This window comes from Legionella resiliens, from assembly GCF_021344005.1.
GTDB classification, from domain to species: domain Bacteria; phylum Pseudomonadota; class Gammaproteobacteria; order Legionellales; family Legionellaceae; genus Legionella; species Legionella resiliens.
Window position 1 is genome coordinate 1 of the sequence record NZ_JAJTND010000005.1, and the last position, 16,848, is coordinate 16,848.

Consider the following 16,848-nt stretch of genomic DNA (forward strand, 5'->3'; position numbering starts at 1 on the left):
AAGCGCGGTACGTAGAGAAATTTAACATGAAAAACCTCCACTAATTTTTTCGCCTACGTACCGCGCTTTATGCGTGGGATCCAGTGGATCTTGCTATAGAAATGCTCCGCGGCATCTTAAAATATCGTTCTGTTTACCGCGCATAAAGCGCGGTAGGTAGAGAAATTTAACATGAAAAACCTCCACTAATTTTTTCGCCTACGTATCGCGCTTTATGCGTGGGATCCAGGATTTTGCTATAGAAATGACTCAGCGGCATCTTAAAATATCGTTCTGGTTACCGCGCATAAAGCGCGGTACGTAGAGGAGTTTATGCGGTACGTAGAGGAGTTGCGGTACGTAGTGAAATTTAAGCGGTATGTAGAGAAATTTAAAATGAAAAACTGACGATCCATCAGGTATAAATGACTCAACCTACTTGCTTAAATATAATCGTTACGTAGCTACATTATCAATTACACCACCGCCAACAAAATCGCAGTAAGGTAATTTCCTTCTGGGAAAGAAGCTAAGGTAGGATGACAGCTTGCTGGACCATAAATACCTAAAATACGTGCTTGTTTCCCTACTGCTCCAGCTTGAAGACTAACCAAAGAACAAAACTCCTGAGATGAAAGCGCTGAAGAGCAATTACATGTCATTAATAAGGAACCTGATTTCATGTATTTAAATACTTCGCGATGTAAAAACCGATAATAGTTTTTAGCACGCTCAACATGTTGCTTTGATGGAACCAATTTAGGAGGATCAAGGACAACGAGATCATAATTCCCTGCTTTTGTTAAATATTCACGCGCATCAGCCTCGATAAATTCAATTTGAGTCACACCGTTTAATGCTGCATTCTTTTGAGCCTGAGCTATTGCTTGAGCAGAGCTGTCCACCGCAGTCACTTTTAAGGCCCCAGCTTTAGCAGCATGCAATGCAAAGCCACCACTATAACAATAAAGATCTAATACGCTCTTTCCTTTGGATAACTGGGCAATACGTTGGTGATTCTCTCGTTGATCAAGAAACAAGCCTGTTTTCTGTGCCTGAGCAAACTCAACCTCATAAATAACCCCTGCCTCAAGAACCTGAGTATTATTATTTTTCTCTTGTAGGCTAATTTGTTTCCATCCATCTTGGCTTAAGGGTTTACTTTGTGGCATCCATTTAATTTGATCTTCAGGAAACAAATTTTGTAATATTTGAATGATAATTTCTCGATTGAGCTCAACCCAATAAGCGGAACTGGCAACGACACACGTTTGATTAAATCGATCAATCGTTAAACCAGAAAGACCATCTGCTTCGCTATTAAACAATCGATAGGCAGTAGTTTCCTTATTAGGTAGATTTAAACACTCCCTTACCTGTTTTGCCTGGCTTAGTCGATGTGTCATCAGGACATGTAAATTACTGATGTCGATGGATTCATTGGCAAGTGCCAAGACCCTGACTCTATAAAGAGAATGCTCATTATAAACACCTACGCCAATAAGCTCTTCATCTGCATTATAAATATCAATCAAATGTCCTGTAACTAATTTTCCATGCGTTTTTGCAATAGCCTTAGGAAATATCCATGGGTGGCCGCGTAATACAGTATTTTGTTTTGCTGCAAGCAAAATAACTTTTGCATTCATTTTCTATTTCCCAAAGAACAAAAATCGGCTAATCTACACAAAGAACGTTAGACCTGCAATAGTTCAAAATCTAAGAAAGCAGTTCCCACCCCAACATACTGGTGGAAATAAATAAAAGTTAGGGACAGTATAACAAATATGAAAAAACTCTTTATCTCCCTTTTTGCTATTATATTTAGCAAAGTATTCTGGTAATCGATATGGAAAATACACAAAAGTTCTCTTATGGCCTCACTTTAGGTGCATTAGGCGTTGTGTTTGGGGATATCGGTACAAGCCCGTTATATGCCTTAAAAGTAACATTAGATAATATCCCTATTACTCAATCACATATTTTGGGTGTTCTGTCACTTATTTTCTGGTGTTTGATTCTTATTATTTCCTTCAAATACTTGATTTTGATTTTTCGGGCAGATAACGATGGTGAAGGAGGAATTCTCGCCCTTTTGGCACTAATGAAGTATAAAAGTACTAAATACACGCCTTTATTTTACATCATCGCAATTTTTGGAGCTGGATTACTCTTAGGTGATGGAATGCTGACACCTGCTATATCTGTAATCAGTGCAGTAGAGGGTCTTAGTACTCTTTCGCATGAATTTACCCCCTTTATTCTACCTATAGCCGTAGTTATCCTGATTCTTCTTTTCACATTACAAGCAAGAGGGACAGGAAGTATAGGAAATCTATTTGGCCCAGTTATACTGATTTGGTTCCTTACTATCGCAATTCTTGGCATCGTACAAATTGTTAAAGCCCCTATCGTACTTACAGCAATCAATCCGTATTACGCATTTGATCTGATGCGCGATACGGGATTAAAAGGGTATTTGTTATTAGGCGGCATTTTTCTTGTTGTCACTGGAGGCGAAGCGCTTTATGCAGATATAGGACATTTTGGGAAAAATCCTATTCGTGCCGGTTGGTTTGCGGCTGTTCTTCCTTGTTTGATATTAAATTATTTTGGTCAAGGAGCTAACTTACTCATAAACCCCAATGCAATCAAAAATCCTTTTTACATGATTGCCCCTGAATGGTTCTATATTCCCTTGATTATTCTTGCTACGATTGCCACGATAATTGCCTCACAAGCTGTAATTTCAGCTACGTTTTCTTTGACAAAACAAGCAGTTTTACTCAGCTTATGTCCTCGTATACCAATAGTGCAAACATCCAAGGAGTTTTCCGGGCAAATTTATGTACCGCAAATTAACTTTATCTTGTTTATTGGCACATTAACTTTTTGTTTCGCCTTCCAAACTTCAGATAGACTGGCTCACGCATACGGAATTGCTGTGAATGCAGACATGCTTCTAATTGATGCAATGGTTGCCTATGCAGCAATATCAATTTGGAAATGGCCAAAATATAGGGTCATGACCATATTTGGCTTTTTTCTTATCGTAGACTTTGCATTTCTTGGTTCAAATCTACATAAATTCTTGACTGGCGGTTGGGTTCCAGTCATTTTTGCCTTACTCATCGCCACTATCATGTATACCTGGAAATTTGGCTTGGAATACTTACGCGAAAATTATTATATGAATAAGGATGATATTTCGAAGATTCTCAAGCAATTAGAATATAAAAGCTTAAACCAACTCACTGATCTCACTGCAGTTTTTATCACTGATGTTTATGATAAAAGCGGCGGCAGCTTTCTTCATTTTCTTAAATTAAGTCGTGCAGTTCCTGAGCGCGTACTTATTGTTAATTATGTGGTTGATAACATCCCGCATATCCATTACAGCCAACGTTATGAAATTACATGTTTGCATGAAAAAGTATTCAACCTCACCCTGCATTATGGTTTTATGGAAACTATTTCTATACCCAGAGCTTTGGAACGAGCCTCTAACAAAAATCTTTTTCCCTTTAAGTTAAATGTTGAGCGCGCTACATATATGGTAGAAATTCCTAATATTACCGCATCAAAATCAAGAAAATCATTAACTTTTTACTGGCAAGAAAAGTTGTTCGCCTTTCTGATACGCAATTATTCAGCCAATTTAAATATCGAATTTTATAAACTACCGTACAATAGAACGATGGCAATCGGTACCTATTATATTATGTAATCTCAGGAGTTTTTTTATGTGGTTTAACAATGCACTGATCTATCAATATGAGTTGGATGAAGCTTGTGACTTAACAGCATCTCTAGCTGAAAATATTCTAAAACCTTGCCCTCCCCATGCTCGCTTTGTTTATGGCTGGCTTCCTGCTTTTGCGGATGAAATGGTTCAGGAGGTTGCTGGAAGTTCGCTGATTTGTATGGGAAAGGAAGAGCGTTTGCTACCACGGGGCGTCATCAACAAAATGCTTGCCGAAAAAGTACAAGTACTCGAGACCCAACAAGGACGCGCAATTAAACGGGCAGAAAAAGCGCAAATGGCTGAAGATATCGAGTTTGAATTATTGCCTAAATCATTTTGCATCCAAAAAAAGATGCTTGCTATCCTTGATAGCGCCAGCAAAAGAATCATAGTTAATGCTTCCAGCAATAATCAAGCATCACAACTCACTTCCCTTTTGCGTAAATCCGTAGCCGGAGTTTCGATTGAACCATTAACACACACAGAAAATCTTGCTTTACGATTCGCCGAATGGATTCATTCACCCAATTCGCTTCCCAATCATTTTCAATTAGCGTCTGATTGTCTGCTCTTTTCGCTTGATGACGAGAAAAAACGAGTGCATTGTAAAGGTTATGAGCTACCAGCAGAGGAAGTTTTAACTTTATTATCGCAAGGTATGGCAACCGCAGAAATTTCTTTAATCTGGAAAGAAAGAATTCAGCTTACACTGACTCATGACTTTGCATTCAAAAAACTTAAAAGTCTTGATTATCTACTTGATGACTTTAACGAAATTAAACAACTTGATGAAGAGTATCAACAACGCGATGCAGCACTCACTTTATTATCTGGAGAATTACGCGAGTTGACCAATGATCTTTTAGCGGCACTGACAGTAAAAGAAAAAGAACCTGAGTTAGCGAGCATCGTATAAAGGCTATGCCCGCAATAAAACCTGGGTATTACAATTCTACCCAGGTACAATTCCAGATCAATTAATTAGATACTATATGTTCCATTTTAGAGGTATGATAAGTCGCGTTATATACTACTAATGCTTCCTCAGCAGCCTTGTTGAAACCTAAAGCCATATTCGCATCATACATTACAACTAAAGCTTGTTTTGCGCTCGGAGCTTGTGGATAGTTTTTCACCACATAACTCGCTCTATTAATTGCTGCAACATACATCTTGCGTTTAAAATAGTATGTCGCAACATTCAATTCATGTTGAGCAAACATATTGCGCAAATAAATCATACGCTGTAGCGCGTTTGCTTTATATTTACTCTCAGGGAATTTTTGAATCAGGATACCAAAATCAGAATACGCCTGAGTTTGTGTACCAGGATCTCTCCATGATTCGTCTAGAGGTAAAAATTTTGCAAAAACCCCACGACTTTGTTGGAAATTAGCCATGCCCCTCATGTAATAAGCATAATCCACATTCTTAGCTCTTGGGTAAAGATGAATAAATCGTTCCGCAGTAGCAGCAGCTGAAGGATAGTCCTCATTTTTATAATAAGCATAAATTAATTGCATCTGTGAATGCTCTGCATAATCGCTAAATGGATACATCGTTTCGATTGCTTCAAGATGTTTTATTGCTGTTGCATATTCTTTTTTACGTAGATCCTTCTGAGCATCCGCATATAGTTGCTCAGCAGTCATTCCTTTGTAAGGATTATTATCTTCATCGTCTTTACCCCACCATGTCTTACATGCAGATAAAGATACGATAAGACCCACTAGGAACAACATTTGAATTCGTTTCATAAACTACACCTATCTATCAAATATATATATCTGTTGTATCCGCGACAACAGTCACAAATTGGGAACATTATACCTAGGACTATTTATTTTGCGAACATTCTTCTACTTTTTTTGTAAAATGGAAAAAATAGAAACAGTATCGAAAAAAACTGCCTTTAACTGCCCAGAAGATTAAAAAAATATTTGCAAAACCAAGGCCGTTAGGATAGTATTCACGCCTGGAGAGATGGCAGAGCGGTCGAATGCGGCGGTCTTGAAAACCGTTGAAGGGCAACCTTCCCAGGGTTCGAATCCCTGTCTCTCCGCCAAGATCTTCTCCCCCTATTTAGCACCTTCTTAATTCAATATCAAAGCCAATAATATCAATAATGATATTATTTAAGTCATTGATATAGTAGTATTATCTACGAATTAATGGAGAAAACTCTATGATAAGGAATACCCTAAAGCGTTTTGGCGGCGTGACCAAATTATTGCACTGGTTAATCTTTATTTTAATTATCGCCCAATTTTATTTTGTCTGGTCTCTTAGCGATAATTCACCACTCACAGCACTCTATATAATGCTGCACAAATCAGTAGGATTTACTATTTTATTACTCGGAATTTTATTTTTTATTTGGCATATTATAAATATCAAACCACTTCCACCAATAACACAGCCACGATGGCAATACATTACTTCGAAAGTGGTCCATCATACTCTTTTTGTTCTTATTATACTCATGCCCATAGTTGGCTACCTTTTAACATGTGCTGGTGGAAAACCCATTAACTTTTTTGGTTGGTTTACTATCCCTTGCCTTATCTCAAAGAATGATTATTTTGGTAATATTATGTTTTCGACGCATCAAGTGATTGCCTATTTAATTCTCATTTTGGCAGGAATCCATTTCCTTGCAGCGTTATATCATCATTTCATTTGTAAAGATAATGTATTAAAACGCATGCTTCCTTTTACTTCCAGTGAATAGTCTTAAATATCTAATAGAGTGAAAATAAGTCGTAAAATCATGATCTTGACCGAGTAAAGAATTGCTCTTTACTCGGTTCAATACACCTATCCGAATGCAGAATATTGAGGAGCTGTAGGTGTTGTGTACGTTCCAGGATATGGAGGTGGGGTGTCAGAATAGGTAGGTGACACTTCAGGATATAGGGGTTGAACTGGATTATAGTAAGGTGGGATATAAACCCTTTGAGGAAGTCTGCAATCAAAATTCAGCTCCCCTACTTGAACCATATTGATGTCCCCTTTACGCAAATGCCGTAATTTTTCTAATAGCTCCTGGACCTTTTCATTCTCTTTATTAAAATAACGCGAGAAAAACGACGGTATTGGTTTCTCGTTTCCTAATAATTTCGCCATTTCCGCACGCAATGCAACCATCGCGCATCTTACGATAATGGGATCCATACCTTTCTCATCTCTCAAAAAAGCTTCTTCTGAGGCAGTTAATCTAAATCGTTCTGGGTCTGATGGATCCATAGACTCGTTATTTGCTGACTTATTAAGCGAATCATACAACATACTCATCGCAAAACATCCAATACCTGCACCGATGATAGTAAGCAGTACAGCTCCAGCTATCACGATGCCAACTGGATTAAGTCCTGCAGCTACCGCAAGAGCAATTAATGGTGCGGCTCCAAAATTAAGCGTTAAAAAAGCCGAACCTGCACCAAATCCAATAGAAGTAGCGAACATTAATGCGCCCTTTAGCCATCCTTCACCATAGCAAAAACGCTCAATGCTGTTTGCAAATTCATTAAGCATATAATACAAAGCAATAAAAGCTAAAACGACAGCAATCAAAGCCATAAGAATCAGAAGCAAGGCTGCCATCAATTTAGCAAAATCGTCACTTGAAGATGAATCATGACCATGTTGGTTAGAAGGCCAACAGCAGGCATCACTACCTGCATGATGATGATATGAATGATTGTGGGAGTTGATTATGGAACTTAGAATTAACCAATCAAGAAGCGTTGGATCTTGATAACCATAATAATTATACTGATTAATCACATATTTAGCCTTTGGGTTAAACTGAGGCGTTGACGGATTAAAAGTACTTCGTTGAGAAGACTGCATTCCTTGATATAAAGGTAACGCGTTAAATAGTGCATTAAAAGCGGCATATACTTTTAATTTCTCTGCAGGCTCCAATTTAGCGAGTGGGCTTTGACTCCATGATGATTCTAGAGAATATTGCACCGCGAGAAACATTTCATTGTACGTAGCATTAACATCTAAGCCGCGACTAACACAATTTTGATAATGACTTAGTACATGACCATATAATTGCTTTAATTTAAGATCAGTAAACTTCTTGCTTAAATCAGGCATAGCGATACTCCTATATAGTAGATTACATAGCCAAACTTTGCTATCCCAGCCTTAGTATATTAATTTTAAAAAATAAATAAGCAGCTCAAGTTAGCGCATTTGTCTATAAAACCTAGTGCCTCACAATTTGTGCGCGATTAATTAAACTTTTTACATACAAGTCATAATCCATCATGCCATAGCTTGCTTCTATTTGTTGAATTAAGCTATCTTGCTGCTCCCTGTCTAATGTACTTAATTTTCCATAATGAATTTGTTTCAATCTTACAACAACATAATCCCCATTTGGCATGACAAGACCATCACGGCTTTCTGGTCGTAACAAATTGAATGCCATATCATTAATATCCGTATCTACCTTATCGTTGTCACGAGTAGACATAGCAACTGATTTCCATAATAAATTATTTGAACTAATTAATTCGTGTTGCTGCTTATCCTCAACTGGATTTAACAAACCCTTTCCAATCTCTTTTGCTTTGGATTCAGCAATTTTTCTAACCAAAATTTTGCTAATTTGATCCTGAACAGCTTCTAAAGGTTGCTCTTTTTCATCCCAATGCTGATTAACCCTTACAACCACGAGTGAATCATTATCAATTTGTATTGGTTCGCTGTTATTGTTTAAATCGAGAACATCATGGCTGAAGGCAGCATTAATTACCTGTTTATTTTTTGTAATATTATCTGTCCCACCCGACCTTGAAAAAGGTTGGGTTTTTTCAATTTTTAAATTTAATGCCTCTGCTACAGGCTGAAGGGAGTCTGGAGATTGATAACTTAAATCAGACAATTGTTCCATGGCTTGTGTATATTTTGTTTGAGCCGCTTCAGCAATCAGCTGTTCTTTAATCGAGGAGGCTACTTCGGAAAATGGTTTTGTTGAAACAGGCTTATATGCAATTAGTTTAAAAATTTCATAGCCATGTTTTGTTTTTTCAGGAGGAGAAATCTGTCCTGGTTTCGTTAAATTAGATAAAATTTGATTGTAATTATTTTGGCTTCCTGCAGTAATCCAGGGAAGAACACCTTTATCAGCAACTGAAAGCTTGTCATCTGACATCACTGAAACAAGACGTTCAAATTGTTCTGGATTTTTCTGTAATACTTGGTATGCATCATTCGCTTTTTTCTGAATCTTTTCCAAATCAGCTTGACTTGCATCCTCTGGAACAGCAAATAAAATATGTGCTACTTGCCAGCTTGCAGGAGTTAAATAGTTATTTTGGTTGTCTTCGTAATACCGTTTCGCATCATCATCAGATATTTTTATCTTACTTCTAATATCATACATCGATAAAGTGACATAATCTAAACTGACTTTTTCTGGGGACATAAATTCCTTTTTATGCATTTTATAATAATTTGCAATTTCCTCTGGAGAAACTTGAATATCTTTTTCGAAGCGCGCTACTGGAATAGTTAAGTAATCGTAGTCCCTGCTTTGCATGTACAAGCTCACAAAACGATCTATTTCATCAGGTAAAGCAAAAGAACTACCCATAAAAGCAAATCGTTGCTGGTTCAGTAGCATTCCCTGCTTTACTTCATTTTGAAAACTTGATTGAGTGAATAAAGCAGCATTTAGTGCTTGCTGATATTTTTGAGCTGAGAAATGACCATCTTCCTGAAATTGAGGAATACTTAAAATTGCTGCATCCGCTTGGTTTGAACTCACATCAAACCCATGATTACGAGCAGCTTGCACCAGGACTTCATTAGTAATCATTTGATCTAAAACTTGATTTTGTAACTTCTTTTCACTAGCAGCAGTCATTTGCTCAATATCTTGCATGGAACGAGCACGTCTGTAATTGTTTTCAAATGATTGTATTGATAAAGGAGTGTCGTTGACGACCACCTTGGCGTTTGTTGTTTGATGTGATTGCAGGTAATAATCTACACCAAAAAGTGTAAACGTAATACCGATTAAGATAACCACTAACCAAGCTACAACACCCTGTATACGTTCATTTAACTTTTGTAACATGTCCCGAGATCCATATTATTAATAAATAAAGCATTTTTAATTTAGTGAGGGCTGATTATAACCCAGACTGAGAAAAATCAAAACAAAAATCATTCATCTATGCCGCAAAAATTTTCCTTTCCCTGAAATAACTAAAAATTAGGGTGAAGTGAGCAGATTACTACTTTTCATGGCTTCATCCAATCTTTCTCTTAAAGACATGCAAAATGAGAAGGAAATAAAATTTTGAAGTAAACATTCATTCCAGATAAAAAAAACGCGCCTTTCGGCGCGTTAATCTGGCGGAGTGGACGGGGCTCGAACCCGCGACCCCCGGCGTGACAGGCCGGTATTCTAACCAACTGAACTACCACTCCATTTCTTGGTGGGTGCTGTAGGGATCGAACCTACGACCCTCGCCTTGTAAGGGCGATGCTCTCCCAGCTGAGCTAAGCACCCTGAAAACTTATGCTTCTTGCACTGCTTCTTTCAGGTTTTTACCCGCTTTAAACTTGGCTACTCGTGACGCTTTAATTTGAATAATTTTACCAGTTTGTGGGTTTCTACCTGTTCTTGCTGAACGATTGCCTGTTGAAAAAGAACCGAAACCAGGTATTACTACTTGATCACCACTTCTTAAAGCATCAGTAATAGTACTAGTAAAAGTTTCGAGAACTCTGCTTGCGTCAGCTTTTGTTAAACCCGAACCACTTGCTATAGCATCAACTAATTCGCTCTTATTCATTGCTTCCCCTATACTGTTAATCTTCCATACTTCTAAGTTAATTTAATAAAACGCATCAAATTAACCGATCGAGTAGTTACTTCCTTGCAATGCCCGCTAGTGGCGGGCTACGAAACGAAATATACCTCTAATTAATGGGTATGTAAATCATTATTTTTAATTTTTTTTGATCTTTTACCCACTAAAGCCTCAGATTGTACATTTGTTGGCTTTTCTACCCAAGGACTGCGTTGTAAAGCCAGTTCTAAAACCTGTTCTATAGTCTTAACAGGGTGTATTGTTAGCTTACGCAAAACATTATCTGGAATCTCTTCCAGGTCTTTTACATTTTCCTCAGGGATAATGACATGCTTAATTCCACCTCGATGAGCTGCTAATAACTTCTCTTTTAGACCACCAATTGGCAACACCTGCCCTCTTAGCGTTATTTCTCCTGTCATCGCTACATCCGCTTTAACAGGAATCTGCGTCACTACAGAAACCAATACCGTACACATACCTATCCCTGCGCTTGGACCATCCTTTGGTGTAGCACCTTCGGGCACGTGAACGTGAAAATCATTCTTTTCATAAAAATCATCAGGTAAACTAAGTTTTTTAGCTCGACTTCGTACAACCGTCATCGCTGCATGAATGGATTCCTGCATCACTTCACCCAATTGGCCCGTATGCGTCACTTTGCCTTTACCAGGCATCATTGATGCCTCAATCGTTAGCAACTCGCCACCAACACTTGTCCAGGCCAAGCCTGTAACCTGTCCCACTTGGTCAAACTCTTCAGCCAAACCATATCGGAATTTTTTCACACCCAAATATTTTTCAACATTGCTTGTAGTTACATTCATTTTTTTAACTTTTTTATTCGATAAAATTTCTTTTACTACTTTTCTACAAACACTAGCAATATCACGCTCTAGATTACGTACACCTGCCTCACGGGTATAGTGACGGATAACATCTCGAATCGCACCTTCACTAATATGTATTTCATCGTTACTCAGGCCGTTTAAGACGACTTGTTTCGGCACAAGATATTTCTCGGCAATACTTACTTTTTCATCTTCTGTATAACCTGCAAGGCGAATCACTTCCATTCTATCTAATAATGGAGCAGGAATTTCCAGCGAATTTGCTGTTGCAATAAACATAACGTCACTTAAATCATAATCTACTTCTAGGTAATGATCGTTAAACGTATGGTTCTGCTCGGGATCCAATACCTCGAGTAAAGCTGCAGCTGGATCTCCTCGAAAATCCATAGCCATTTTATCCACCTCATCCAGCATAATTAGCGGATTTTTTACACCAGCCTTACACAGTTTCTGAATAATCTTTCCTGGCATTGACCCGATATAAGTTCTTCTATGACCGCGAATTTCCGCTTCATCTCTAACGCCACCTAAAGCAATACGAATAAACGTACGTCCTGTAGCATTTGCAATAGATTGTCCTAATGAAGTTTTACCTACCCCTGGAGGGCCAACAAGACAGAGTATAGGTCCTTTCAGGCGTTTCACACGCTGCTGAACAGCCAGGTATTCAATAATGCGTTCTTTTACCCGCTCTAGACCATAATGTTCTTTATCCAATAATTTTTCTGCCTTAAGCAAATCAAATTGAATTTTGGTTCTCTTTTTCCATGGTACAGAAAGCATCCAATCAAGATAATTACGGATAACGGTCGCTTCAGCAGACATAGGCGACATCATTTTCAACTTATGAAGCTCTGCATGCGATTTTTCTTTTGCTTCTTTAGGCATTCCGGCTTTGTTAATCGAATTTTCCAGTTGCTCAATTTCATTTCCTTCTTCGCCTAACTCGCCCAATTCCTTTTGAATTGCTTTCATTTGTTCGTTGAGATAATACTCTCTCTGACTTTTTTCCATTTGTCGCTTAACACGCCCTCTCACGCGTTTTTCAACATGCAACAAGTCAATTTCATTCTCTATAGCAGACATTAACCGTTCAAGACGAGTTCCCACATCCTTTGTTTCCAGTAACTCTTGTTTATCGTCTACCTTCAGCGTTAAATGAGCAGCAATGGTATCTGCTAAACGTCCGGGTTCTTCTATACCAGCAAGCGGAGATAAAACTTCAGGGGGAATCTTTTTATTCAGCTTAATGTATTGTTCAAACTGCGACATTAAGGAGCGCATCAAAATGCCAATATCTGGTTCTTGTACCGCACTATTTTCATCTTCAATTAATTCGAGATCGGCTTCAAGATATCCTTTAGCTTGATTGTATTCTTTTGCTCTAGCACGCTTTTCACCTTCAACTAAAACTTTTACAGTTCCATCAGGTAGTTTCAGCAACTGAAGGACGCTAGATAACGTACCGACTTGGAAAATATCAGCTTCAGTTGGATCATCATTCGATGATTTTTTCTGCGCTACCAAAAAGATTTGTTTGCTATCAACCATTGCCGCTTCTAAGGCTTTAATTGATTTTCCTCGCCCAACAAACAAAGGAATGACCATATGAGGGTAGACCACTACGTCTCTTAATGGTAATACAGGTATGTTGGACAGATTTTCTGTCTCATTCGAAGTCTCTTTAATTTCAGTGGACATAATGAACCCTTATTCAAACGGAAAACTTATTTTTATTCACGTGACTGCTAAATTATAATTTAAAAGGAAGGGAGAGTTATTGCAAGAAATCAAAGCGTTATAATTAAGAAAGTTCCTTAAAGAATCTCTCCCACACCCTAGGCAGGAGAGATAAAGAGCAGAAATTCTACTCTTGGCCACCTGCTGCACTCTTTATCCCATCCTGTTCATAAATAAGAATGGGTTTAGATGAGCTATTTACAGCATTCTCATCAACCACAACCTTAATTATTCCTTCAAGAGAAGGTAATTCATACATGGTGTCTAAAAGTATATTTTCAAGTATGGCACGTAATCCTCGTGCACCCATTTTTCTTTCCAGAGCTCTTTTAGCAATAGCGATTAATGCTTCTTCTCTAAATTCAAGTTCCACACCTTCCATTTTGAATAAAGACTGAAATTGTTTGGTTAAAGCATTTTTGGGATTAGTTAAAATATCAATCAGAGCTGATTCATCCAACTCCTGCAACGTCGCAACTACGGGCAATCGTCCAACAAACTCTGGTATCAATCCATATTTAATTAAGTCGTCAGATTCCAATTGATTCAAAACCTTGGATACTTCATCACTGGTATCCTTTTTATTTTTTAATTGAGCAGAAAATCCAATACCTGACTTATCACTTCGTTCTCTTATCACTTTTTCTAATCCAGCAAAGGCTCCACCACAAATAAATAAAATATTTGAAGTGTCTACTTGCAAGAATTCTTGTTGCGGGTGTTTACGGCCACCTTGTGGGGGAACTGAAGCGATTGTACCTTCAATCAATTTTAAAAGTGCTTGTTGAACTCCCTCGCCGGAAACATCTCGGGTAATCGAAGGATTATCAGACTTACGTGATATCTTATCAATTTCATCAATATAAACGATACCATGCTGGGCTTTATCTACATCGTAATCACACTTCTGCAGAAGTTTCTGGATAATATTTTCTACATCCTCACCTACATAGCCTGCTTCAGTAAGGGTTGTTGCATCAGCCATAGCAAATGGAACATTGAGAATACGAGCTAATGTTTGAGCTAAAAGTGTTTTTCCGCTTCCAGTCGGACCAATCAGCAAGATGTTACTTTTCCCAAGTTCAACTCCATCTTCACTTTTATGTTGTAATCGCTTGTAATGATTATACACAGCTACGGACAAGACTTTTTTTGCATGAGATTGTCCAATGACGTATTCATCTAAGAAATTTGAAATTTCTTTAGGTGATGGTAAGCGTACGTCTGCTTCTTCATGTGAGTCATGGGTTTCTTCACGAATAATATCATTACACAGTTCAACGCACTCGTCACATACAAAAACAGAAGGGCCAGCAATCAATTTTTTTACTTCATGTTGGCTCTTACCGCAAAAAGAACAATACAAAACTTTATCGCCACTTCCGTTACCGGATTTACTCATAACCCAACCCCTTCTTACAACGATTATCGGAAAATAGATAATATATGTAAAATATTAGTCAATCAGAAAAAGATATGCCACTGTTTATTCAGCGCAATTATTTTTTAAAAATAAAGCAAAATACGAAGAAGTAATATTGAATCAATATAAAAGGGACCCCCTATCGCATTCCTAGCCTGGGCGCAGTGAAGCGGAACCCGGTAAATCTGAACCTCAAACCCAGGTTCCGCTTCACTGCACCTAAGCTACGATAAATTATAGTTCAGTTCTTTAAATTTAATGAAAAATAATTACTCTGATTTACCTACTGACTCTCGATCATAAAGCACTTTATCAACCAGGCCGTATTCAACAGCTTGTGTAGCGCTCATAAAATTATCACGCTCAGTATCTCGCATAATTTGATCTGGTGTCTTATTAGTATGCTTTGCCATAATGGTGTTTAACCGCTCTCTTACAGCTAAAGTCTCGCGAGCATGAATTTCGATATCAGTTGCTTGACCACGATAGCCCCCTAAAGGCTGGTGAATCATTACTCGTGAGTTTGGTAAACAGAATCTCTTACCTTCAGCCCCAGCACAAAGTAACAAGGCAGCTGCACTTGCCGCTTGTCCTATGCACAAGGTGCTTACATCAGGTTTAATAAACTGGATGGTATCGTAAATTGCCAAGCCTGCTGTTACGACCCCTCCAGGTGAATTAATATAGAGAGAAATATCTTTCTCAGGGTTTTCAGACTCAAGAAACAACAATTGAGCAACCACCAAATTAGCCATATGATCTTCAACTTCACCCAAAAGAAAGATAATACGTTCTTTCAATAATCTTGAGTAAATATCATACGAACGCTCACCTCGTGAGGTTTGTTCAATAACCATTGGGACTAATCCACTGGCATTGCGAATTATGTTCTCTGAATAGCCCGACATATAATTACTCTCCTTTTTTCTCTGCCGCTTCAGTTGCTGGTTTAGGATTCATTACTGAATCATAATCTTTATTTTTATATTTAACTTTTGCATCCTCGGCGATTTTATCTGCAACCATCTCTTCCATAACAAGCGCTTCAATTTCAGCCATGTTCTCTTTGCTATTTTGATACCAGGCACGAAGCTCATCAGGATTTTCATAAGCACTAGCAAAACGTTCAATCATTGCCTTCACTTTGTCTTTATCAGCAACGATTTGGTGTTTTTTAACATAATCTGAAAAGAGCAAACCAAGATGAACGCGTCGTTTTGCTTGTTCTTCGAAAAGCTCTCGTGGGAAGTCAGGAATTTGTTCGTTTTCATGATGTTCATGTCCAAAAAGACGATGATACATATCATGTTTCAAATGTTCGATTTCTTTGTCAATTAAAGCAATTGGCAATTCAATGGTATTTACTTCCATTAATTTATCAAACAACTTTTCCCTGTTCATCATGCTCACGCGACGCTCTAACTCACGAGTCATGTTTTCTTTGATGTCTTTTTTCAGCGCATCTATACCACCTTCTTTGATATTGAACTTCGCTGCAAATTCATCATTAAGTTCAGGGAGTTTCCCTTCCATTACATTATGAATCGTAATTTTGAAAACAGCTTCTTTATCTGCTAATTCTTTATGGCCATAATCTTCAGGAAACGTTACTTTGATATCAAAAGGCTTCTCTTTTTTATTTCCAATAATTCCATCTTCAAAGCCAGGAATCATTGCGCCAGAACCAAGAATTAATTCATGGCCTTTCGCAGTGCCACCATCGAAAGGTTTGTCGTCGAGGTAGCCTTCAAAATCAATAACGACCTTGTCGCCTTTTTTGACAGCTCGCGATACGTCATGCCATTCTTTATTTTGCTCGCGAAGTTTATCCAACATGCTTTCAACGTCTTTATCAGTAACTTCTGAACGAGCCAGCTCAACCACTGCTTGATTTAATTCAGCAATCTCAAATACAGGCATCACTTCAAATGTTGCAGTATATTTAAAATCCTTCCCTTTCTCTATTTGTTCGGGCTCTACGTAGGGATAGCCAGCAGGAATCAGTTCATTTTTTTGTAATGCTTCATATAATGTGGATTGTACCATCTCGCGCGCAACCTCTTCACGAACACTTTGAGAGTAGCGACTGACAACAACATGCATGGGTACTTTACCGGGACGAAAACCATCAATTTTAACTTTGCGAGCAAGATTCTTGAGACGTAAGCTCACTTCTTCCTCAACTTTCTCTGCAGGTACAGAAACTGTTACCTTACGTTCCAAACCTTTTAGGGTCTCAACAGAAACTTGCATCAATTTCACCTCTTT

Annotated in this window: 12 protein-coding genes and 3 tRNA genes; 4 read left to right on the plus strand and 11 right to left on the minus strand. The window is 38.1% G+C overall.

Annotated features, from left to right (window positions below):
- Nucleotides 1-455: 455 nt before the first annotated feature.
- A complete protein-coding gene (locus LXO92_RS12640) occupies nucleotides 456-1,628 on the minus strand; it encodes a class I SAM-dependent rRNA methyltransferase (RefSeq protein ID WP_232891101.1) in 1,173 nt (390 codons plus the stop codon).
- 200 nt (nucleotides 1,629-1,828) lie between these two features.
- Between LXO92_RS12640 and LXO92_RS12645 the strand changes: the two genes are divergently transcribed.
- Together LXO92_RS12645 and LXO92_RS12650 are read left to right on the plus strand one after the other, a co-directional pair.
- Entirely contained in the window at nucleotides 1,829-3,706 is a 1,878-nt protein-coding gene (locus tag LXO92_RS12645; protein WP_232891102.1) for a potassium transporter Kup, read from the plus strand.
- A gap of 16 nt (nucleotides 3,707-3,722) precedes the next feature.
- Nucleotides 3,723-4,640 (plus strand): recombination-associated protein RdgC, encoded by a 918-nt coding sequence (locus LXO92_RS12650; protein ID WP_182349928.1) that lies wholly within the window; start codon nucleotides 3,723-3,725, stop codon nucleotides 4,638-4,640.
- Nucleotides 4,641-4,701: 61 nt separating this feature from the next.
- On the opposite strand, the gene LXO92_RS12655 is transcribed toward LXO92_RS12650, so the two are convergent.
- Nucleotides 4,702-5,481 carry an outer membrane protein assembly factor BamD gene (locus LXO92_RS12655; protein WP_182349929.1) on the minus strand — a complete coding sequence of 260 codons (780 nt, stop codon included), beginning with the start codon at nucleotides 5,479-5,481 and terminating at the stop codon, nucleotides 4,702-4,704.
- Between the two features lie 220 nt (nucleotides 5,482-5,701).
- Here LXO92_RS12655 and LXO92_RS12660 point away from each other — a divergent pair.
- Nucleotides 5,702-5,789: transfer RNA gene (locus tag LXO92_RS12660), tRNA-Ser, on the plus strand.
- Between the two features lie 120 nt (nucleotides 5,790-5,909).
- Complete coding sequence (locus tag LXO92_RS12665; RefSeq protein ID WP_182349930.1) at nucleotides 5,910-6,455, plus strand: cytochrome b; 546 nt, start codon at nucleotides 5,910-5,912, stop codon at nucleotides 6,453-6,455.
- 86 nt (nucleotides 6,456-6,541) lie between these two features.
- On the opposite strand, the gene LXO92_RS12670 is transcribed toward LXO92_RS12665, so the two are convergent.
- The 9 genes from LXO92_RS12670 to tig form a co-directional block, all read right to left on the minus strand.
- Complete coding sequence (locus LXO92_RS12670; protein WP_232891103.1) at nucleotides 6,542-7,831, minus strand: hypothetical protein; 1,290 nt, start codon at nucleotides 7,829-7,831, stop codon at nucleotides 6,542-6,544.
- A gap of 112 nt (nucleotides 7,832-7,943) precedes the next feature.
- Nucleotides 7,944-9,821, minus strand: a complete 1,878-nt coding sequence (locus LXO92_RS12675) for a SurA N-terminal domain-containing protein (protein ID WP_182349932.1) — start codon at nucleotides 9,819-9,821, stop codon at nucleotides 7,944-7,946.
- Between the two features lie 279 nt (nucleotides 9,822-10,100).
- Nucleotides 10,101-10,177, minus strand: a tRNA-Asp gene (locus tag LXO92_RS12680).
- A gap of 6 nt (nucleotides 10,178-10,183) precedes the next feature.
- Nucleotides 10,184-10,259, minus strand: a tRNA-Val gene (locus tag LXO92_RS12685).
- A gap of 7 nt (nucleotides 10,260-10,266) precedes the next feature.
- Nucleotides 10,267-10,545, minus strand: coding sequence for an HU family DNA-binding protein (locus tag LXO92_RS12690; RefSeq protein WP_010653977.1), 279 nt, complete (start codon nucleotides 10,543-10,545; stop codon nucleotides 10,267-10,269).
- A gap of 131 nt (nucleotides 10,546-10,676) precedes the next feature.
- A complete protein-coding gene (gene lon, locus LXO92_RS12695) occupies nucleotides 10,677-13,118 on the minus strand; it encodes an endopeptidase La (protein ID WP_182349933.1) in 2,442 nt (813 codons plus the stop codon).
- Nucleotides 13,119-13,284: 166 nt separating this feature from the next.
- Nucleotides 13,285-14,559, minus strand: a complete 1,275-nt coding sequence (gene clpX / locus LXO92_RS12700) for an ATP-dependent Clp protease ATP-binding subunit ClpX (protein ID WP_182349934.1) — start codon at nucleotides 14,557-14,559, stop codon at nucleotides 13,285-13,287.
- Nucleotides 14,560-14,849: 290 nt separating this feature from the next.
- Complete coding sequence (gene clpP / locus LXO92_RS12705; protein ID WP_182349935.1) at nucleotides 14,850-15,488, minus strand: ATP-dependent Clp endopeptidase proteolytic subunit ClpP; 639 nt, start codon at nucleotides 15,486-15,488, stop codon at nucleotides 14,850-14,852.
- 4 nt (nucleotides 15,489-15,492) lie between these two features.
- On the minus strand, nucleotides 15,493-16,833 hold the full coding sequence (gene tig, locus LXO92_RS12710) for a trigger factor (RefSeq protein WP_182349936.1): 1,341 nt from the start codon (nucleotides 16,831-16,833) through the stop codon (nucleotides 15,493-15,495).
- Between the last annotated feature and the right edge of the window lie 15 nt (nucleotides 16,834-16,848).